Source organism: Bradyrhizobium sp. B117, from assembly GCF_038969555.1.
GTDB lineage: Bacteria > Pseudomonadota > Alphaproteobacteria > Rhizobiales > Xanthobacteraceae > Bradyrhizobium.
The window spans coordinates 1,697,860-1,718,545 of sequence record NZ_CP152414.1 but is presented as its reverse complement, the minus strand read 5'-3'; the positions used below and the strand labels follow the sequence as shown (position 1 = coordinate 1,718,545).

Below are 20,686 nucleotides of genomic sequence, written 5' to 3'. Positions count from 1 at the left end.
CTCATGGACTCCGTCCGGACCAGCGGGCGTGACCGCCATCCGAGTAGCCGGCATTCCATCGAGATCCTGTCGCGGCTGACAGCGCGAGGACCGGGTTTTACCCGTTAGGTTGTAATCGCTCCTTTCCGGAACGCGATGTAGTCCTCAAGAGTCGCGTAATACGCGCAGAATCGTCGTTAGGTTACCATCGACAATGAGCTACGAGTAATTCGCGGGACCTCTAAGAGCTCAAGCCAATGAACTCCGGGCTAGATCCGTTCGGCCGAGCCGAGAAAGCTGATCCGCTAAAGCGCGGTGAAATGGCTTACGTGCTTGCTTGAAGGGGCGGATCGATCTAGGCAAGGGACGCCGCATGCATCGGCGCGCGCGTGTCACTCACGGACAAACGCGGATGACCTTCTTCCCGTTGACCCGTTTAGCCTGGTTGAAGACGGCAACAGCGTCATGGAGCGGCGAGACGATTCCGATGTTCGGCCGTAGTCGCCCGTCTCGCACCCGCTGGACGATCTCACCCAGTTGGGCGCGATCGGGCTCGACGACAAAGTCGATCGCCAAGAAGTTGGCGGGCTGTATCTCGACGGGCCCGACGATCGACACCAGCGTTCCTCCGGCTCTCACCAGCCGCGCAGACTGTTTCCCAATATCTCCACCAATGAGATCGAACACCAAATCGACGTCGCCGACGTCTTCCAAGGCATCGTTCTCGAGGTCGACGAACTCTTGCGCGCCGAAGTCGAGCGCCTTCTGACGGTCTGCGGCCCGTCCGGTGCCGATGACGTAGGCGCCGGCCTCACGTGCGAGCTGGGACACCATCGATCCGACTGCGCCGGCAGCCCCATGCGCGAGGACGCTCTGGCCCGCCCGTAAGCGGCCGTGGTCGAACAATCCCTGCCATGCGGTGAGGCCCGAGATGGGTAAGCTCGCACCCACTGTAAAGTCAACATCTCCCGGCAGCGGCGAGAGATTGCGTGCCTCGACCGCCACGTACTCCGCCAGGGTGCCGTCGCGATACCAGTCCGCGAGGCCGAACACTCGCTGTCCGACCGACAGCCCTGTCGTGCCATAGCCGAGGGCGATGACCACTCCGGCCAATTCGTGCCCAGGAACTGACGGTGTCCGCTCACGGTCGAGGCGATCGGTCCAGGTCGAGGGCCACGCCAGCTCGGTCCCGACGAATCCCGACGCATGAACCCGAACGACGACATCGTTTATCGCTGCCTGCGGCTCCGGCCGCTCCACCAGTTTCATTCCGGCCGTTCCCGCAGCCTGGCTGCTCACTGCAATAGCTTTCATCGTCCACCTCTTGAGCGTGGTATGTCGTGATGTTCGTATTGTTCGCGAGCCACCAAAATACGATTCAAGATTCGTTCGTCTAATGACCTATAGCTATGGAATCGATGCCATCGACCCGGCGCCCAAAGATGCAAAGGTATGGTACAGATGCAGATATCTGCTTCTTACGACGAAACCGAATCGTGAGTGGGTGGAACATGATTATTTCTATGCAGCTTCGGCGTCGCTCAGCCGCGCGCCTGCTCGTTGCGGAAACTGGCGGCGGGTCGTTGAAGTCTGCCATAGATCGGCTGGAAGGCGTGCGGCGTCGATCTTTTCGAGGGCCATGTCGGAGCAGCTCCTCCTGCTCAAGAAGTCGCCCGCGCGGAACTCTCGACAACTGGGATGAGATGTTCAGTGACCTATCCTCCAGGCGCGCCTGTAACCCACGCCATCATCGAAATCATGCCTTTACGGTTCGGTTCTTTATCAACAGGGCGACCAGGATGGGCGCGATCATAAGACTGTAGTCGAGGGCGTACAGTTCGCAGCGATTAAAATTGCAGACACACTCGCGGCGGGGGCATACGAGATCGACTGAGTCGCCACTCAAGAGCGAGATACTATATGTTTTCGGTGATCTTTGAGACGCTCCCAAATCGAGAGAAGTGGGATGACTACCTCGACAAGGTCAGGGTGCTTCGCCCCGGGTTGGAGCAGATTGATGGCTTCGTGGAAAATACGCGCTACAAAAGTCTGACCCGAGAGGGCTGGATCCTTTCGCTTTCGACTTGGCGAAACGAGAAGTCACTCGTACGCTGGCGTATCCGCTTGCCTCATCATGAGGTTCAGCAGAAGGGCCGCGACGAAATCCTCGCTGACTACCACCTCCGCGTCGGCCAGATCACCGCTGATAATCGAGTGCCGCCGGGGTACGCCCTCACGGACCAGAGCCTCGAGGAGACCGAATTCGGCGAGGGGACGACGGTCACCTTGATTAGTGCGAATCGCTCGACAGAGTGGAAGCAGACGAACAATCCGTACGAATGTGCCGAGTGGCTCGGCCTAAACCCGTGGGCCGCCGACTGTATGTCGTGGGACATCTTCGAGACCCTGCTCACGCCCGGCGAATTGATTTTGCTCATATCTTGGAAGGACGCGGCTGCAGCGCTGGCTTACGAGGACACTTCCGTGCTGGACGACAAGGCTAGGTTCCGGAGAGTGCGGATTGTGCGTGACTACGGGATGTACGACCGCCGTGAGGCGCCCCAGTATTTCGCAGATGCCAGCGGCCGTGTAACCACCCACGCGTGACACTGCGAGCCCGAGCGGCTGAACCGCGACCCCGATCTCCCTCGGCTAATACCCGCATGCCAAGTTGGGAGTTTGAAGTTGTCGGGATTCATACGCACCTCCGTAAGGCGATTTGGTCTCAAACCACAGTTCAGCTTCAGGCGTCGCAATTGCACCTCGTGTAAGCTCACTTCCTTTTTGCGAGTTTCCCTTTGCCCTCCACATCACCCACAGTCTCTCGAGACGGCCAATTCACGGATAGAGTTCAGAGCGACCCGGCCGGCGGAACAACGGGAAAGTCCTTCTCGGGATCAAACACGTTATTGAAAAAGTTCGTCAGAGAATACATGGCCACCAGCGCGATGATCTCCATGACGTTCGCGTCCGTATGGCCGGCATCGCGCACGGCCTTCAGATCGGCTTTACTGACTTTACCCCGGCTCTCAATGACCCTGCGCGCAAACTGGACGGCGGCGTCCCGCTTCGGTTCGATGGCATGCCCCTTCCGAGCGAGAATAATTTCATCCGCCGGCAGCTTGCCCCTATGCTCCGCAGTAAAACTATGAACGTTCAGACAATAGTTGCAGCCATTCACTTCGGACACGGCGAGGCCGATGCTGTCCCGCGTCTTCACGTCGAGCGCCTTGCTCAACGACCCGAGCAGTGCGGCCCAGGCGTTGAACGCAATCGGGCTCTGTGCGAAGGTTGCCATCATGTTTGGCGTGAAGCCGATCGCCCGGGTGAACGCATCGAGGGTTAGTTTGCAATCCGCAGGCACGTCTTCTGGCTTTAAGGCTGCAGTTCTTGGCATCTTGGCTCCCGAAAATAACTTCTAAGCGAGTTCCAGCACATCGGCCACCGGACGACGCGGCTTCTGCGGCCAATTTCCCGGACGCTCGGCCCCTACAGACAAGAGCATGACGGGTACTTCCTCCTTGCTCAGTCCGAACTCGCGGTGCACCGCCTCAGCATCAAAACCGATCATCGGCGTCGAGCCCAGCCCCAGCGAACGGGCCGCATAGATCATCGCAGCCGCGCCGAAGGTACCGGTGCGTATTGCTTCATCGCGTTGGCGCTGCGGGTACTCCATGTACAGGTCGCGCGCAGGGATCTCCCATTCCGGCACCATCTCTTCAGGCATAATCCCTGCTTCCACCAAAGGTGCTAGACGCTCCGGTATTACGGTCGAATCGGCCAGCTGACCGCAGACGATGAAGGTAACGGCCGCTTCGGTGATCGCAGGCTGACTCCAAGCGATCGGACTCAGTCGCGCCTTGGCTTCCGGAGTGCGCACGGCGATGAATCGCCAGTTCTGCAAGTGGAAGGACGTCGGCGCGGTGGTGCCGATACGCACGAGCTCGCGGATTTGGTCGTCGCTCAACACGGCGGCGGGGTCATAGTACTTCGCCGCGCTTCGGCTCTGGATACATTCGATCACGGCGTTGGTCATGGCTATTCCATTGGTCATGATACTTCCGGTCATGGTGGTTGCTTTACGTGCTGGCATTATTGCGGTGACGAGCCCCTTCGACACTCATACCGGTGGGTGGGCCCAGGTTGCCCCGGCGGATTCGATAAGACCCGGTAGGTGGACTTGGTCGGCACCAGCCGCCGGCCCCTCGCCTGGCGCACTACAGTCTTGATCGTCCCCACGCTGGCGCGCTGTGGTTAATCATCTTCCACATTCATTTGCATGCGAACAACACTATTCTGGCAGCCCTAGCTCGGCCAATGATCTTTGGTTATGAAATCGATGCCATCGACGTGGCGCGCAGCACTCAATCGGATTTTGCAAACATGTGCTTCCTGCGACGAAACAGACTCTCTTGTTGGACGGAGAGCCTTGAGAGGCAACTAGCAGAGACGCCTAATAGTTGCGCGGAAGGGACATCCGAGAGAAAGGCGAACACTTTCCCAAACAAGCAAGATGAACGCCGGGAAAGAGAGAACCCGTGTCTTGGCTTTCGATCTAGCCTGTCAGGCACACAACATTTCGATGGAGATCTATAACGGAACGCATGATCAGGCACTCGGGATCTCTATCTCGCTCACGCCGGTCAGAAAACAATATTACCTGATCGTCCAGTTCGCGGGATCAGTATTGTTGAATTGTTTTTCGGGCCGACAGACCCTAGGAATTTCGCACCCTCTGGTCGAGCAGGCCGCTACGTCATTCATGGTCGATTTAGCGACCAAACATAGCTTAGAAATCGCTGCCGAATAGAAGCGATGGCTTTGCTTGCGCTACGCCTCATCTCCTTCCTAGCTACGGCATCATTAGGACGGCGGCGGCAATAACGATCGTCTATTAATTTCATGTCGAGAGATCATTTCCCTCGCTCGCGACGCGAAGTCACTGTTTGACCCGCATGGTGCGATCAGTCTCAGGATCATTCGATGGCGCTCCGCGGTAGACGGCCTCGAACGATGCAGATTGGCGCAAGAGAGAAAAGCCGCTGATGTCTCAACAAGCCTACGATATTGTCGTTGTCGGTGCGGGGGCAGCGGGATGTGTGGTCGCGAGTTATCTTGCCGAACACACCGATGCTTCGATCGCGCTGATCGAAGCAGGCGACACAGATCGCGATCCGTTCATCCACATTCCCGCCGGCTTCGCCAAGATATTGGCACACGATCGGCATGTCTGGAAATATGAGACTATTCCCCAGCACGGCACCAAGCGAGCCTATCGCTCAGGAAAGGTACTTGGCGGCGGCTCCTCGATCAACGCTATGGCCTACGTTCGCGGTCAGATACGCGACTACACAGCGTGGCAGGACGCGGTCGGCGAGACCGGCAACTGGTCGTATAACGACTTGCTTCCCGTCTTTATGGCGCAGGAGAACAATGACACCTTTCACGACGAATTTCACGGCATCGATGGCGGCCTAGCGGTCCAGCAACCCAAAGGCATCAATGAACTGAACCAATACTGCCTAAAGGCCTTCCAGGAATATGGGCTACCCTTCAATCCGGACTATAACGGCAAGAGCCAGATCGGCGTCTCACCCGTGCAGTCCACGGTCGGAAACCAGCAGCGCTGCAGCGCGGTCGACGCTTATCTGCGTCCACACCTGACGTCGGGCCGCGTGACCCTTATCACCGGCAAGACGGTCGTCCGCATCCTCATCGAAAACAAACAGGCTGTTGGCGTCGAGCTCATGGAAGGCGCCAGGATCACAGCCGGAAAGGTCGTGCTGTCAGCCGGCAGCGTCCATAGCCCGAGGATCCTCATGCACTCGGGCATCGGTCCAGCCGAGCAGCTTCGCCAGCACGGTATCGCCGTAATCGTGGATTCTCCAGAGGTCGGCGAAAATCTGCAAGACCATCCGATGGTACCGGTGCGTGCCTATGTGAAGGGCGATCTCGGCTATCAGGCCGTCGCGCAAGGCCTCGGCACCGTGAAGGCGGGCCTTCGCTATCTCGTCACCAAGGATGGCCCCGCAGCGGGCAATGGCATCGAGACGGTTTCCCACTGGAATCCATCGGACTTCACCGCCGAACCCACCATACAATGCTATCACGCTCCTATTATTGCGAACCAGGAACTCAGCCCGACGGGCGACCGATCCGGCATCACCTTCGAACTCGTAGTGCTTCAGCCCAAGAGCCGCGGTTGGGTGCGGTTGGCCGACAGTGACCCGATGTCGATGCCCCTCATCAATCCGAACTTCATCGGCGAGGAGGACGACTTGAGGGCCGTGGTGGAATCGGCGCGCGCAATTCGCAAGGTTATGGCCCAAGAGTCGCTGGCGCGCGTCATCGAGGAAGAGATGGAGCCCGGGCCGACCATCCAGTCGGACGACGAGATCGGCGAATGGATAAAGCACGTCGTGACCACGATGTGGCATCCCGTAGGCACCTGCCGAATGGGCAAGGATGCGCGAGCGGTGGTTGACGCGAGGCTTAGAGTTCGCGGGATCGACGGGCTACGGGTGATCGACGCCTCGATAATGCCGAACATCACCAGCGGCAATACCAACGCTCCAACACAAGCACTCGCCCGCCACGCCACCGCGATGCTGGTCGAGGATCTCAAGCAGAGCTAAGACACTCCGGGGGCAAGCCGGCATAGGCAGACGTCGATGGTCTTTTGACACGCACCGACCCAGCCGCGTCAACGTCAAAGGGCCCACCTTGCGAACCGGCAGTCTCTGATTCGCGAAGCATTCTTATTCAGAGCCATCAACGATGAAGAGCAACACAGCAGCACCTGGAAGGACAGACCAAAATGAGTTTAGAAGACGCCAGAAAGCGCCGCGAGGCACCACTCGACACTCCGACCACTCTCGGCTCCAATGCTACCAAAGATATTTCGGCTGCTCTGACGGTGCTCCTCGCAGACGTATTTACGCTTTACGTCAAGACAAAGAATTTCCATTGGCACATTTCAGGTCCGCACTTCAGGGACTATCACCTTCTTCTCGATGAGCAAGCTGCGCAGATTTTCGCGATGACTGACGATATAGCGGAAAGAGCCCGCAAGATCGGGGGCACAGCGATCCGTTCGATCGGCCACATCGCCAGGGCGAGACATATCGAGGACAATGACGCTGATTTCGTTTCACCCGACGACATGCTAGCCGAACTGAAGGGAGACAACCTCGCACTCACCCAGCGCTTGCGGCAGACACGTAACATCTGCGACGAACATGGCGATGTTGCCTCGGCCAGCCTGATCGAAAATTGGATCGATCAAGCGGAACGTCGCACATGGTTCCTGTTCGAGGCGACCAGGAGGGCTTGAGCGCAAGGCCATTCGCACAATTGGGGCGACCGGATGCAATCCACAAATAAGGAGGGCCCCTGGCGATCCCCAGTCCGAAGTAACAGCGTGCCCGGCAGAACTCAGGTCCGTTCAAATCCACAGTAGGCACCCATTCAAGGCGACATTTGCCAGCGCGCGTGCGTAGACGAAGCGATCGGCGCACGCATCTCGAGCATCCTAACAGAATGAATTGGATACCTGACTTGAGCGACGCAAATGGGTTGCAGGGCCTCCGAGGCGTGTCGAGACCGACGGCCGACGCTTCAGAGCCGCCTCCCCGCGACCCGGAATTCGACGTCGACCTGTTCGTCATCGGCGGCGGTTCGGGCGGCGTTCGAGCCGCGCGCGTTGCAGCGGGGTACGGTGCGAAGGTGATGCTCGCCGAGGAGTACCGGCTGGGAGGAACGTGCGTTATTCGCGGTTGCGTGCCGAAGAAGCTGTTTGTCTACGCGAGCCGCTTCCGCGGCGCGTTCGACGAAGCTACGGCATTCGGCTGGCACTTGCCGGCGCCGCGTTTCGACTGGCCATCGCTCGTGGCGGCGAAGGACCGCGAGATTGCACGCCTTGAAAGGCTCTACGGCGAGGGCCAAGAACGTGCGGGCGTCGAGGTCGTGAGGTCTCGCGCTGTGCTCGACGACGCGCATACGGTGCGCCTCCTCCAGGACGGCCGTCGCGTGCGGGCGCGCACGATCCTGATCGCGACAGGCGCACGGCCCGAGTTGCCTCCCTTCGACGGCATTGAGCTTGGCATCACCTCGGATGACGTGTTCGACATGAAGACGTTCCCCAGGAAGCTTGTCATTGGCGGCGCCGGATACATTGCGATGGAGTTCGCTGGTCTGTTTGCAGCGTTGGGAAGCGACGTCAGCGTCGTGTGTCGCGGAAGCAATGTCTTGCGCGGCTTTGACGAGGATGTGCGTCAAGCGATGACGGGATCCTATACGAACCGCGGCATCAAGCTGATGTTTTGCGACAGCATCTGTCGCCTCGAGAGACGGACCGGAGCCGTCGGCGGCGGCGACAACGCAGGAAGGATTGACGTTACGACCGAACAGGGCGCGAGGCTTGTGGCCGACCAGGTGCTGCTCGCCTTCGGGCGCGCACCGAACACGGGCTCCCTCGGACTTGATCGCGCCGGCGTCAAGACTGCGGCAGACGGCGCAATCATCGTAGACGCTAACTCGCGCACGAACATCGGGAATATCTACGCTGTGGGCGATGTGTCGAATCAATTCAACTTAACGCCCGTCGCGATTCGCGAAGGCCACGCGTTCGCCGAAACGGTGTTCGGCAACAACACTGCTCGGCAGGTAGACTACTCCAACATCCCAACCGCCGTCTTCTCCAGCCCGGAGATCGGCACTGTTGGTCTGACGGAGCTGGAAGCGAGAGCGCAATATGTTGCAGTCGACGTCTACAAGGTCCGCTTCCGCCCGCTGAAGGCGGCCGTAACAGGGGATTGCGAGGCCTCTCTTCTGAAGGTCGTCGCGGAGGGTGAGTCTGACCGGATCCTTGGGATCCATATCTTCGCTCACGAGGCCAGCGAGATGATCCAGATGCTTGCGATCGCGATCGGCAGTGGAGCAACCATGAAAGACTTAATGTCAGTCATGGCCGTGCATCCAACTGTTGGGGAGGAAATCGTCGCGATGCGTACGCCCACCGTGCGTTACAATCGGCGCGACGCCTCTGCACCACTCATCTCAAGCGCCGCTGTTTGACTCAGCCGCAGCTGACTCGGAGGGGCCCGCTCGGAGTTGCGTGGGGCCTTGAGCTCCCTAAATGCAAAGGGACTGGAGCAACGTACGCATCCGGTGAAGACCCTGGCTGGATCTGTCGTTTTCGTTTGGTCTGTGTTTGCCGCAAGACGGTTTTGATGTTCAGTCCGGGGTTAGTCGTTCCCTTGGAGTCGAGTTTGGCCCAATCCGAGCCGGATAGCTGTGATCGTGTCTCCCCGCGGGTTCGGCATTTTTCATCAGGCCGGAAAAGATTGACGTCTTTTGGGCCATAGTGACGTTGAACCCGTTCGCCAAATCTCTATTTTCCAAGCAGGAGATTTATCATTTTGAAGTCGACCCGCGACAGTCCAAACATATCGGTACAGCCGAACGCCAGGCGGCGTGCTGTCTTGGAAACGGCACGGAAACTTGGTCTGCTCGGTGGCGAAAACCGTCGGATCGGCGGCCGCGTTTGCCAAGATCTGGTGGCAGCTGCGAAGAAACAATCCGGCATATCGTCCGACACCGAGCTTATCGAGTACGCGCTAGCGGAGGTGGCGCTCGAAGACGACTTCGGCACGAGACTCATCCGTCGCAAAGGCCAGGTCGCGAAAGACGTCGACCTTGAGTTTTGATCTGCTCCGCGCGCAGCGGCGGATCAAGCGGCGTCGCACTGCGACCGCGATTCACCGCTGCCATGCGAGTCGTGGAGACGACGGATCTCTGAAAGCTTGCTTGAAAGTATGCATTTGTCATCTTTGCGGTTGATTGGGCTCAAGCAGTGTGAGCGATGTTCCGCCGGGAAAAGTCGTGAATGCGCTTGGCAGAGGATGCCACCATTCCCATCTATTGAACCCGACACTCGAGGCGGCCAGGTCGTCCTGTTCTTGAAGACTGGAGGAGCGTATTTCTGTCACCGCTCACACAAGCAAGGGCGAGGAACACCGGCGGCATTTCACTTGCCCATTGCGGCGTGCGAGTGGAATGGAAATGATAACGATCCGGCATTTTTAATGGTTGGCGTTCCCGCATAGCTTTCGGTGCCTATAACCAGGTTCGCGACGTTTGTGTGCAGAGTGCCCGCCGCCATCGAGCGGCCCCATCGTCCTTTTGGATGGAGGCAATCTCCGTGGCGCAAGCGCCGCCGCCAGCAATCGCAAAGGAGTCGCCGATGTCGTTCCGCCTCATCACCAAGTCTTTCCACGCCTATCTGATAGATTACCCCGTCGCCTTCCTGCTAATCGTGGCGCCGTTCATGCTGAAACTTGGCCAGAGCGGACCGCTCGCAATATGGCTTTCGGTTATAGTCGGTGTCGCCGCGCTGCTCTTGGCTGCTATGACCGACCATCCCACCGGACTGGTCCGCATTATTCCCTATTGGCTGCACCTTTGGGTTGATCGCGCAGTCGCCATTGTATTTGCGATCGTGCCGTTTGCTTTTAAATTCGCTCAGCTAGATGCCCAGTACTACTGGATTCTCGCTGCCGCCATCCTGCTCACCACGTCAGTTTTCAATGCGCCTGAGGAGCCGGTTGCGACGCCTTCAAGATTGTATGGACGCCACGGCGGTTGAACTTCCATCAAAGTCGATGCGTCATAGCGGCGTCTCCGTCGCAATGGGTCATTACCTGGAGAATCCAAGATTATCCCAATTCGCTTTCCGGTTGGCGCCAAGAGTAGTACGTCGTCGACTTTCCTCACGCCCGAAACCGGTTGATGCGCGTCGCGTTTTGCATCACCAGCAGCTCGCTCTTCTACTTGAGAGCCGCTAAGAGGTCCGGGATGCGGCTTTCAATGTCTTCACGTCGACTCTGGTAATGCCTTCCCAGACCTCGCTAGCGGGCCGAAGTACGCCTTTTTAGAGGAAAAGCCGATGCTGTCCGATGTGCGCGAGACCCGAGACGATGGCTCATGCAGCTCAGCATCATGTCGGGATTCTTCACGTTGCTTCCGAAGAAGAGTAGTGATCGACACTCGCATTCGTCGCTTCGACCCCCCTTGGACGCATTAGATCGATTTCACTTTTAGCTTCGGGTTACACCTACTGCTCCCATAGCAGCGACAAGTCCGGCCTGGGTGATCCGAAATCGCCCCCACCCACTCAGAACTATCCATCTGTAATCGCCGGCAAACCCAATTCCACGCTCGGATTCGTAATCGCTGAGACCTGCCTCTGTGAGCCAAGACTGCGCCATAGCGTCCTCGATATCGATATCCGCTCCGCACCCATGCTCGATGAGAACCCGCATCACTCGCAACGCCTCTTGTTCTTCCATTCCCGTGCTCCTAATTCCCGTGTGGTCAGGTAGCGCCGGGGCGTGCGCCTGCCTTGCCACTTGACAGCGTAGTCCTGCAAAAGCGCACACAAGCGTGCCTATCGTCTACTAGCCCTGACGAAGTTGGACATACTGAAGGATGACCAGACTCGCTTCGGATCCGCATGCGAAGTGAACGACGGATCCTCGAGGCCAACTATGAGGGCTCGCTTGAAGACGCAGATCGATGTGTCGGTGGGCCAACTGCAACAACCTTGGGAACCAGCTATTTTGGCTCGGCATCGCAAATAACTATCGGTTCGCATGCACCAACAATTCGCTATTCGGAGTGCCAACATTCAGCAGTTGCCGCTCGTACTCGCGCTCGATCAAGCTCCAGCAATGGCAGGAGATCTGCGCCAGCCGAAATGCGTCACGGACTACGAGGCAGCCACGCATCATTTCAATAAGCCCATCCTTCCTGAGCTGAAGAAGGCAATCCGTAACGCCTGCACGGCGCACTCCGAGAAGCTGAGCGAGCACTTGGTGTGTAAGAGGGATCTCGTCAGAGCCCAAGGCATTGCGAGCGAGCAGGAGCCATCGCGCCAGGCGCTGCTGTAGTTGATGGGCCGTATTACATGCCCCTGATTGGGCAGTCTGAATAAGCACGGAAGCGATATACGCGTGCACCACGCTGCGGAACGTCGGCAGACGGGCAATCGCCTCCTGAAAGCGATCTACGGTGAGGCGATTGGCCGCGCCGGCCACCTGCACAATTCGACGGTGCATCGGCTGCGTTTTTGCTGTCAACGCGAGATGTATTCCGGCAAGCCCTTCCGAGCCGATCAGCCACACCTCAACGAACTGTTGCGGACCCACCTTGGCACCGACCGACACAAGACCACTCTCGACGAAATAGACGTGTTGCATGCGAACGCCGTAGCGATGAAGAACTTGCCGCTTCGTAAGCGGCACCTCTTCCGAGAGCAACAGAACGTGCTTGAGTTCATCAGGTGGGAGCAGACGTAATAATCTGTTGCGAACTTCATACATCAGATTCAACGTCCTAATACTTTTTGAGTAAACGAGCTGTCCAACTGTACGTTTTCGTACCAAAAAACTGAGCCGGAGAGCGACGTAACGCTCGTGGGTCAGCTCGCATTTCTTGAGGTTCGAGGACGAGGACTTGGCTCATGCCGCTATCAGTCCTGAGTATGCGAGGACAGTGCACGACAAGTCGACTGGAGCAGCTGCTTCATGATCAACATTGTAAAGATCGATGCATAAGCGCGCGCCTCGAATTGGTTTCCGGCGGCAACGGAGTCTCTACAGTTGGTGCCAGCTGAATTCTTAGCTTTGGCACTTGCGGATCGCGGCGGCAATAACGATCGTTTATCGATTCTATGGCGGGACGTGATTTCCCTCCGCAGCACTCGAAGGTAATTATCGTGAGTGGTGGACCGCCTCCGCTAAATCGTCTGCTGCACTGATCAATGCCAGATCGATCAAGGTAGCGATACCGGCCGTGACAACGGACGTGCGCTATTGGGCGCAGCGGGGTCATCCGATGGTTAGTACTGAGGTTATCAACCTCGGCGCTTCTTCGACGGCGTCCTGGACCGATACGCCGACGTGTCCGCCGTATGGATAAACTTCCCCTGCGTTCTCCTGAGGAGAGATGCTGAAATGAACAAGGCTGCAGAACCCCAGCCGGCCAATCGACGGGATGTTGCATGGGCAATTTAGCGAACTGGCTTTATCTTATCGGGTCGCTGTGCTTTGTTCTTGGTACAGTGATCAACATGCTTCCGGTTTGAGAAAGGCGAACGCCTGTTTGAAAAGTTTTAGCTTTCCGCGGTCATGCGCACTGGTTCTTGCGTCATTCTCGACGGAGCCAGGCGGTCCTGCCTGCCATTGTTGTCCACTGAAGCGACATGACCCTTGCACGTAGGAGAAACGACGCGAAGGTCAAAACTCGAAATTAGCCCCAGTGCAAAGTCGATGGAGGCGTTGAGTGCCCTCATTGGTCACCTCGGTCGACCCCGCGATCTCGCACGTGCTCCCGATGAAGAGCACCGTCGATAGCAGCCGCCGGACCAAGTGCGGCTTTCCCATCACTGGGAACGGCCCGGGTGGTCAATCGTATCCTTTGGTATGGTCGTTTCAGACAAATGCAGCGCGCAGATCGACCTCAGTGTAATGGTCCGGTCCGTCTTTCCTGAATAGGCTTGGATAAGAGGGAATAGTCGTCTGGAACTGCCATACGGAAACGGCCAAAAAGAAAGGAAAGAGTGATGGGCTGGATGTTCGACAACGTCGAACGTTTGATGGCCCGGCTGCTGAAGCCGGCCAATCGATGTGAGCCCCTCACCTCGGACGATGCAACGACTGCCCTACGCCACACTCTTCAACCCGGTGACGTCCTGCTGGTCGAGGGCAAAGGTCGTATCTCCAGCAGCATCAAATATATCACTCAGTCGACATGGTCGCATTCGGCGTTGTACGTCGGACCGATATCGGGCGCCACAAATTGCGGCGAGCCGCACGTCCTGATTGAAGCCAATATCGACGAAGGGGTCGTGTCGGCCCCTCTGTCGAAGTATTTGCATTGCCAAACCCGCATATGCCGGCCAGTCGGCCTGAGCGATGCGGACCGCGAACAGGTCTGCCGTTACGCATTCGAACGGATAGGTCTCGGCTACGATTTCAAAAACGTCGTCGACCTCATGCGCTACCTATTCCCTTGTCCATTCACGCAACGTCGGCGTCAACGAACCATCGCGCTCGGCTCCGGCGATTCGCGTCGGATCATCTGTTCGTCTCTGATTGCGCAGGCATTCGACGCCGTGCGTTACCCGATCCTGCCCAACATCACGCACATGGAGAACAAGTCCGGACGGTGCGAGATCGCCGAGATCCGTCATTCGTCTCTATATGCGCCGCGCGACTTCGATCTATCGCCCTACTTCATGGTGGTGAAGCCCACGCTACCCGCCGGCTTCAACTATAAAAACATGCGCTGGGCAGATCTCCAAGTTGACGCCGCACAGGCCACACTTGCGCCCGAGATTGAACGCAGGATCGCGGCAATGGTACAGCCCGACATTCCGTGAGGTCAGGGCCAGACTATTGACTTCGGAATCGGTTGTGCTGCTGTCATTAGTCGCCATCGTGCTCTTTCAATAGGCTTGAACTCCGATTACCACTCATCGGCAACTTCTTCGCTGCTCTCAAAGGTTCAAAGCAAGCAGCGACCGGTTCGGAACAGCGCGCCATGATCAGCGGCTACTGACGCATCGGCAGCTCTTGACCCCGCGCCCGGAGAAAGCTGGGTCTTTTCCGCTCCAAGGATTGGGGCGGCTTCAGCCGTTTCGCCTCCGTACGCCGCACGCCGTACGTTTCGACCGCCCTAGCCCTGATAGCCCTCGTCGGGCTATACACCGGGAGGCGTGAAGCTCACCGCCTTGTGTGACGCTCGCCACTCATTCGGTTTTCGCATAAGTTGGATCCGAGACTAAGCTCGAACATGACCAATCTCTGCGCAAAGACGAAATGACTGATCGCCTCCTTGCTCTAACACTCTTCGTCCGTGTCGCACATACCGGTAGCTTCTCGCGGGCCGGCAAGGATCTCGGACTTTCGCAACCTTCGGCATCCCGACACATCGCGTCGCTCGAACGCGAGGTAGGCGCGGCCCTCTTCGCGAGATCGACAAGGGCCGTTGTGCTCACCGAAGCCGGAGCGGACTACCTCGCGAAGGTCGAGCCCGCGCTTGCCATTCTGGAAGAAGCAACCCAAGCCATTCACGGCAAGGGCGTGCTTCGCGGCGTGCTCCGGATAGGGTTGTCGCCTAGCATGGCGATCCGGGAGGTCATACCGCGACTTCCCGCCTTCATTTCGAAGCACCCTGCGCTGCGGATCGATTTGGCGATGGACGACGGTCGCCAAGACCTTATCAGGAGCGCCATCGACGTCGCGATCCGGTCCGGAAAGTTGGAGGATTCCTCCGCGACTCTAAGACGGGTAGGATCAAATCCTCTGCTCATCGCCGCCTCGCCGGCCTACCTGAAACGGGCTGGCTACCCGAAAACGCCGAACGATCTGTCCGGACATCCCGTGTTGATTGGTGTCCCGGGCTCGAATGGCATCTGTTGCTTCGAGAGGAACGGAAGAACCGTTTCCATAAAGGTGGAAGCTCCTCTGTCGGGGAACATCAACGAAGCGGCCGTGGCTGGCGGCGTCGCCGGAATCGGGATCGTGGCCTGCAGTCTCTGGGGCTGTCGCGCCGAACTCAAGTCGGGTGCGTTAGTGCAGATCCTCAAGGATTGGACCATGGGCGCCGCCGACGTAAACGCCATATTCCCGGCCGGACGCGGAGCGAAACTCGCGGCGCGCGCGTTCGTTGAACATTTTGCGAAGAGCCTCAAGACCAACCCGTGAGTCCCGCCGTTCGTCGGCCGATCGTCGTTCGCATGGCATGAAATCGTGGAGCGTGTTTAGCATCCCACGAGAGGATTTGGCGCATTCGTTCACTGCGACTACTTCAAAAGCCCCCTAAAGGCGTTGCGCAGCTCAGCGGCGCCGTTTGCGTCGTGCCAACGAGCGCACGCGGAAATGATGCGCTCGGGCTCCCAGGACGTCGTCCGTCTGGACAGCCGCCTCCAATTCATGCCGGTGCCGCCGCTTGAACTTCAGCCGCAGATCACGTGACACCCCGCTGCTCGGAGCTGCGATGCCGACGATCGGCGCGCGTGCAATCAGTCATCTGGCGCAGTCGCGAGCGGCCGGCGGCCAGGCCCCGTGCGGTCGCACGGTGACGAACGCCGCGCGTCCCGGTCCTCGCCCCTAGGGGAACGCCAGGCCGAAAGCAGCCGGATCGGGCTTCTCGCCGTCCCGGGGGACCAAGAAGCGCTCCAGCCCACCCGGCACGAAGCTGACCAGCAGGGTCGCCTGATCGCCGATCACCTCGACTGTATGCGGCACATCGCGGGGAAGAGCCGCGTAGGCCCCCGGCCCCACCTCGACGCGGCATCGCCGACCCGCGCGATTAGCTTCCCCTGCACCACGTAGAGCAGCTCGTCCTCGCGCGTGTGGGTGTGCAGCGGCGGCTCCTCACCGGCCCGCAGCGTCCACAGGACAGTGCCATATTCGCCTCCGGACTGGCTGCTCTCCACTTTCAGCTCGATGCTCGAACCGCCGTTCGAGGTCACCGTCTCGCCGGCGTGGGGCGGCGTGAGAACCGGCTGCTGGGCTGACATTTGTAGCTCCTGGTCATGTTGAACATGACGAGAGCGACATCGCAACGCCGACGAGTGGAATCACCTCTCGCCATAGAGTTGATAGAAGATCGTTATTGGCGGCTGACCGCGTGATGGCGTAGCGAGGAATGCCACCTGCCTCTGCAGGGACTCCGAAACCCGTTGCCGCCCTTGGGCCAATCGAGGTTGCGCATGCCAACGCGCGCCGCCGTCCTTGACTCTGACGCCGCTCCTACGATGGATCTGTCGGCGCGACTTCGCCGACCGGGTGCCGCACCAGGTAAGAGAGCGAAAGCTATCGCGACTTTGCAAATTGAGGAGGACGTCAATAGAAACATTTCGCGAATCCAAACTCGGATCTTGTGGTGGTGACCTAGATAGTGCCCCCAAATGACACTCAGGATTTTTGGATACGCGAACCCTTCTCCGTTTCCTGGGCCGACCGGGATCTGTCCGCGCCTTCAGCGAAGCGTCCCATCCGTATCGCTCTTGCCAGACTGCCTGGAGGATTGGGTAAGCGAGGACAACGTGGTCCATGTGATCGATGCGTTCGTTGAAACGCGCGGCCCGAAGCGATTGTCGACCAAGGTTTCGTCCGTTTGCGCACGCAAAGACCATTTGCGCAAGTGGTTGGCATTGAGGGGACACCCTATACCTTCGTATCGGTCCCCGGCACCATTTGGATGACGCGACGACTAAACGTTCAATTGAGTTGCTGATCTCAATCGCCCTAGCATGCATGCGTTGGAAAAGCGCATGGCCTCATGAAGTGCGATCGTGAAAAAAGGATGATCCACTAACAACTGCGATAAAGCCAAGAGGAGATTACAATGCCCAACTTCTCCGAAAGTCCTAGATCCGGCGGTGCCGCGCGATGCGCAGTTTGTGGTGGCAAGTTTGGTCTCGTCCGGCACTACTCGTGGCGAACACCTCTTTGTTCCAAGAAGTGCGTCGATCGCTTCAGAGCTCGCAGTGAAAGTGACCGCAATTGGGTGAGTTGGCTCCAGATCACCTTCAACCAGCTGCCAGAGAACCGCGCGAGGGTCTCGTGATGGTCCAGATCTCACAACGAGGCAAGGCATATTTAGAGACAGCATGGACTTGGCTCCGCGCAGCCCAAACCATGACCGACTCAGCGATCGCGGGTCACCTTAAGGACCTTGCCGACTATTACGAGTGGCGAGTTGAGAACGCTTCGCGTGCTGATGCGGCCAAACATTCGTCCGATAGCCTGAGCGCATGACCGGGTGCGCAGCTTCAAACATGTTCCTCGAATTCTGTACCTTTGAAAGCTGAACTTGCGCTCCCGCCTCAAAGAGCCAGAGGCATCAAAGTCGGCCGGGTTCGCGGCAACTCGTTGGCCATCGGTCCAAGCCTCGTCGATCGATATGCATGGACGTCCCTCAACGCGACCACGATGTCACAGTAAGTCTGTGCGCATTGGAACTAGTAATGGCAGGCCAAGTCGACCATCATGCAGTGATGCACCTGCCCCCAGGCTACGAAATGGACGTCGAGAGGGTGCTGCGGGCCTGCGCCAAGTATGACGTTGTCGTGCAGATCAACGCGCACCCATGGCGGCTCGACCTCGATTGGCGGTGGCACCAGGCGGCGCTCGCGTTCGGCTGCATGATAGCATCAATTCGGACGCGCACTCGATTCCCCGATCAAGATCGCCCATCATCCAACCGCGAAACAACAAGACCGAACGAGAAGCATTCTTTGCAAGCTCTTCCGGCCAGAGGCTAAATTTTCGATAGCTATCTACGAGAGGGGCGATGCCCTTCTTCAATTGGTAGCGTTGCTTTTGCGGTATGAAAACCGCCAGATTCGACCAGCCTGAAATAGGCTTTGGAATGCTGTCGTAATCCGGTCGCTTTCAGGACCTCCGCGGCGTAAGCATCCACGATAAGGGTTCGGCCGGCTCGCTTGGCTGCGCGATAAACAGTAACCACCCTATCGATGTTCTGAGCCGAACACGTAACGAGCGCCATTCCAGCAGTATGCTTGAACCTGTCGACGAAGACGTCCTCAAGGGCCTCCTCAGTAGGAAATTCCCCGTCATCGGCCAGGCGCCCAAGGCTCGAGCCTTCCATCAGCATGACATCGATGTTACGAGGCGGGTGCGCAAGCAGCACCTCAAAGAGCTTGCGTTTGCGGCCATGCGCCCGCAGATCGCCGGAATAGAACAGACGCTTTCCATCTGCCTCGACTTCGATGGCGTAGGCATCGAACCCCGAATGATCCACAAGGCGCGGGACAATCGCAAACGGGCCAATCTGGATTTGCTTGCCATGCTCAAGATGTTGCGCCGCATTCAAAGCGACTGCGTCGGGAACGAAGTCGGCTGCAGCCCGCATTGCCTGTTGATGACCATCACAAGCAATTGAGATCAACGTTGAAGATCACCGGGCTTACCTCATACGCATCTGATTTCAGCGAGGCGAGCATCTTCACCGCCGTTATCGCCGCGCTCGCGTGCGCCCTAACCTATCGCTATTGTGTTTCGAGGCTACCGCGCTCGGCCGGCGTCTAATCAGGCGCGGCTGTTCCTTTAAAGTCGATTGACTGTAAGGATCCCTTCTGGTGTCGCGAAGCCGGACCCGCGCCTCGCGAGGGGCCGCGATAACGTCAGGATATAGAACTTATGGCGACCGATGTCTCCAAATCGGTCCAAAGTCGTTCTCGTCGGGTGTCGCATGTCGGCGCTGTGACGAGAACTTGAGGGAGGCGCGAATGTCGGTCGTGAGCTTGCGAGAAACGTTGAAGTCAGCATTGGGAGCTATTCTTTCGCTACCAGATGCGGCCCCCGTTCCTATCGGAGACGGCGCGTTCGCGATAGATCTCTCCGCCGTGACAGAGGCGACATCTGCAAATGTCCGTAATGGTCGGGCAGAGATCCCTTTGCAAGGAGCAGATGGAGAGACCACGGGCGTCCTGTGCAAAATTATTTCCATCGATATTCCGATCTGCGGGCCCGCAGACATCGATCGAGACACCACGAAGATCTTCGTCCATGACATCGCAAATGTCTTGGCAGTTATCGATGAAGGCCTGCGGCTGCTTGATGTAAAGACTGACGCGCAAGATCGCGCTGTGATCGTTGAAAGGCTCCGCCGCGCAATTGAGCGCGGCGCGGCGCTCAGCCGCAAACTGCTGGACAGCGATCGTCCGTATTGCGGCACAACTCGGCCCGTCTCCCACGACCAAATTGTGGACATCGGTGATCTGGTCGACCAGACGCTACGCGCTGACGTTGTTGTCGACACGCACATCGACCCGGGCCTCGGGCAGTTCCAAGCTGATCCGGAGGAGCTGCATCTTGCACTCCTCAATCTCTGCAAGAATGCAAGCGACGCGATGCCCGAAGGTGGGACGATCAGTATTAGCGCGCGGAACGTCTGCGCGCAGATAGACGCTCCCTGGGTCGAGATATCGGTTTCCGATGATGGGACCGGCATGAGCCCGGAAGTGCTCGAACGAGCCTTGGAGCCCTACTTCACGACGAAGGAAATCGGCACAGGCACAGGGTTGGGTCTCACGCAAGTCAAACGCCTCGTCGAACGCTGCAATGGAACGATTAATATCCATAGCGCGGAAAACAAAGGAACTACCGTGAGTATGCTATTTCCCTGCGCGTAGAATGGCATCAGCGCGGCCGATCCGCAGGGCAGGGAGAGGACGGTCGGGCAATATCGACCATGAAGGCGATGGCGCCTTGTGAGGAAAATAGACCTGGTCGAGTTCATCGCCCGACCGGATCAACACGGCATCGGGTTTGAATGAGACCGGAAAGTGGGGCGTGAGCAAGCCGACATCCGCCCGGCAGGACCGGGCGCGAATGAGCCTTTTTCGCCGTTGGCGGCGACGTCAAATTCTCATTAAGTCAGATAATGCTAAGCAAATCGGATAATCGCTCTTTCACCATTTTTGGCAGGACGCGCCCTACCGCCCAGGGGTGATTGAGCCGGCTCTGCCTTGGCACTGACCTCGATCTCACGACACGAGGCTCTCTGCTCATCCATCGTGTACAACAGTATGCCACAGCATCGATCAATTCGCTGATGCTCTTATCTTGCTCACAAGCTCTGTGACATCCGCGTCCGGTAAGATGATATCCTT

General features: G+C 58.2%; 16 protein-coding genes. 10 read left to right on the top strand and 6 right to left on the bottom strand.

Going from position 1 to position 20,686, the window contains the following annotated elements; all coding sequences use genetic code 11:
• Positions 1 to 375: 375 nt before the first annotated feature.
• Positions 376 to 1,293, bottom strand: a complete 918-nt coding sequence (locus AAFG16_RS08355; protein WP_342738643.1) for an NADP-dependent oxidoreductase — start codon at positions 1,291 to 1,293, stop codon at positions 376 to 378.
• A gap of 606 nt (positions 1,294 to 1,899) precedes the next feature.
• On the opposite strand from AAFG16_RS08355, the gene AAFG16_RS08350 reads away from it, so the two are divergent.
• Complete coding sequence (locus tag AAFG16_RS08350; protein WP_342738641.1) at positions 1,900 to 2,586, top strand: antibiotic biosynthesis monooxygenase; 687 nt, start codon at positions 1,900 to 1,902, stop codon at positions 2,584 to 2,586.
• Between the two features lie 244 nt (positions 2,587 to 2,830).
• On the opposite strand, the gene AAFG16_RS08345 is transcribed toward AAFG16_RS08350, so the two are convergent.
• On the bottom strand, positions 2,831 to 3,376 hold the full coding sequence (locus AAFG16_RS08345) for a carboxymuconolactone decarboxylase family protein (RefSeq protein WP_342738639.1): 546 nt from the start codon (positions 3,374 to 3,376) through the stop codon (positions 2,831 to 2,833).
• A 21-nt stretch (positions 3,377 to 3,397) separates the two neighbouring features.
• Positions 3,398 to 4,015 carry a nitroreductase family protein gene (locus AAFG16_RS08340; protein ID WP_342738637.1) on the bottom strand — a complete coding sequence of 206 codons (618 nt, stop codon included), beginning with the start codon at positions 4,013 to 4,015 and terminating at the stop codon, positions 3,398 to 3,400.
• Between the two features lie 546 nt (positions 4,016 to 4,561).
• Here AAFG16_RS08340 and AAFG16_RS08335 point away from each other — a divergent pair.
• The 6 genes from AAFG16_RS08335 to AAFG16_RS08310 all read left to right on the top strand — a co-directional run bounded on the left by AAFG16_RS08335 (position 4,562) and on the right by AAFG16_RS08310 (position 10,624).
• Positions 4,562 to 4,789: a hypothetical protein gene (locus AAFG16_RS08335; RefSeq protein WP_342738635.1), complete on the top strand. Its 228-nt coding sequence runs from the start codon at positions 4,562 to 4,564 to the stop codon at positions 4,787 to 4,789.
• Positions 4,790 to 5,024: 235 nt separating this feature from the next.
• Entirely contained in the window at positions 5,025 to 6,614 is a 1,590-nt protein-coding gene (locus AAFG16_RS08330) for a GMC family oxidoreductase N-terminal domain-containing protein (RefSeq protein WP_342738633.1), read from the top strand.
• A 182-nt stretch (positions 6,615 to 6,796) separates the two neighbouring features.
• Positions 6,797 to 7,312, top strand: coding sequence for a DNA starvation/stationary phase protection protein (locus AAFG16_RS08325; protein ID WP_342738631.1), 516 nt, complete (start codon positions 6,797 to 6,799; stop codon positions 7,310 to 7,312).
• 260 nt (positions 7,313 to 7,572) lie between these two features.
• Positions 7,573 to 9,054 (top strand): glutathione-disulfide reductase, encoded by a 1,482-nt coding sequence (gorA, locus tag AAFG16_RS08320; RefSeq protein WP_342740873.1) that lies wholly within the window; start codon positions 7,573 to 7,575, stop codon positions 9,052 to 9,054.
• Positions 9,055 to 9,398: 344 nt separating this feature from the next.
• On the top strand, positions 9,399 to 9,686 hold the full coding sequence (locus tag AAFG16_RS08315) for a hypothetical protein (protein WP_342738629.1): 288 nt from the start codon (positions 9,399 to 9,401) through the stop codon (positions 9,684 to 9,686).
• Between the two features lie 536 nt (positions 9,687 to 10,222).
• The gene (locus AAFG16_RS08310; RefSeq protein ID WP_342738627.1) at positions 10,223 to 10,624 is read left to right on the top strand and encodes a hypothetical protein; all 402 of its coding nucleotides are present in this window, start codon (positions 10,223 to 10,225) and stop codon (positions 10,622 to 10,624) included.
• Positions 10,625 to 11,618: 994 nt separating this feature from the next.
• On the opposite strand, the gene AAFG16_RS08305 is transcribed toward AAFG16_RS08310, so the two are convergent.
• Entirely contained in the window at positions 11,619 to 12,359 is a 741-nt protein-coding gene (locus tag AAFG16_RS08305; RefSeq protein WP_342738625.1) for a Crp/Fnr family transcriptional regulator, read from the bottom strand.
• 1,241 nt (positions 12,360 to 13,600) lie between these two features.
• Here AAFG16_RS08305 and AAFG16_RS08300 point away from each other — a divergent pair.
• Both AAFG16_RS08300 and AAFG16_RS08295 read left to right on the top strand, forming a co-directional pair.
• On the top strand, positions 13,601 to 14,419 hold the full coding sequence (locus tag AAFG16_RS08300) for a YiiX/YebB-like N1pC/P60 family cysteine hydrolase (protein WP_342738623.1): 819 nt from the start codon (positions 13,601 to 13,603) through the stop codon (positions 14,417 to 14,419).
• A gap of 439 nt (positions 14,420 to 14,858) precedes the next feature.
• Positions 14,859 to 15,746, top strand: coding sequence for a LysR substrate-binding domain-containing protein (locus AAFG16_RS08295; protein ID WP_342738621.1), 888 nt, complete (start codon positions 14,859 to 14,861; stop codon positions 15,744 to 15,746).
• Between the two features lie 521 nt (positions 15,747 to 16,267).
• On the opposite strand, the gene AAFG16_RS08290 is transcribed toward AAFG16_RS08295, so the two are convergent.
• Complete coding sequence (locus tag AAFG16_RS08290; RefSeq protein ID WP_342738619.1) at positions 16,268 to 16,564, bottom strand: cupin domain-containing protein; 297 nt, start codon at positions 16,562 to 16,564, stop codon at positions 16,268 to 16,270.
• Positions 16,565 to 18,324: 1,760 nt separating this feature from the next.
• On the bottom strand, positions 18,325 to 18,960 hold the full coding sequence (locus tag AAFG16_RS08285; RefSeq protein ID WP_342738617.1) for a hypothetical protein: 636 nt from the start codon (positions 18,958 to 18,960) through the stop codon (positions 18,325 to 18,327).
• Positions 18,961 to 19,300: 340 nt separating this feature from the next.
• Here AAFG16_RS08285 and AAFG16_RS08280 point away from each other — a divergent pair, with 340 nt between their 5' ends.
• The gene (locus AAFG16_RS08280) at positions 19,301 to 20,206 is read left to right on the top strand and encodes an ATP-binding protein (protein WP_342738615.1); all 906 of its coding nucleotides are present in this window, start codon (positions 19,301 to 19,303) and stop codon (positions 20,204 to 20,206) included.
• Positions 20,207 to 20,686 lie beyond the last annotated feature (480 nt).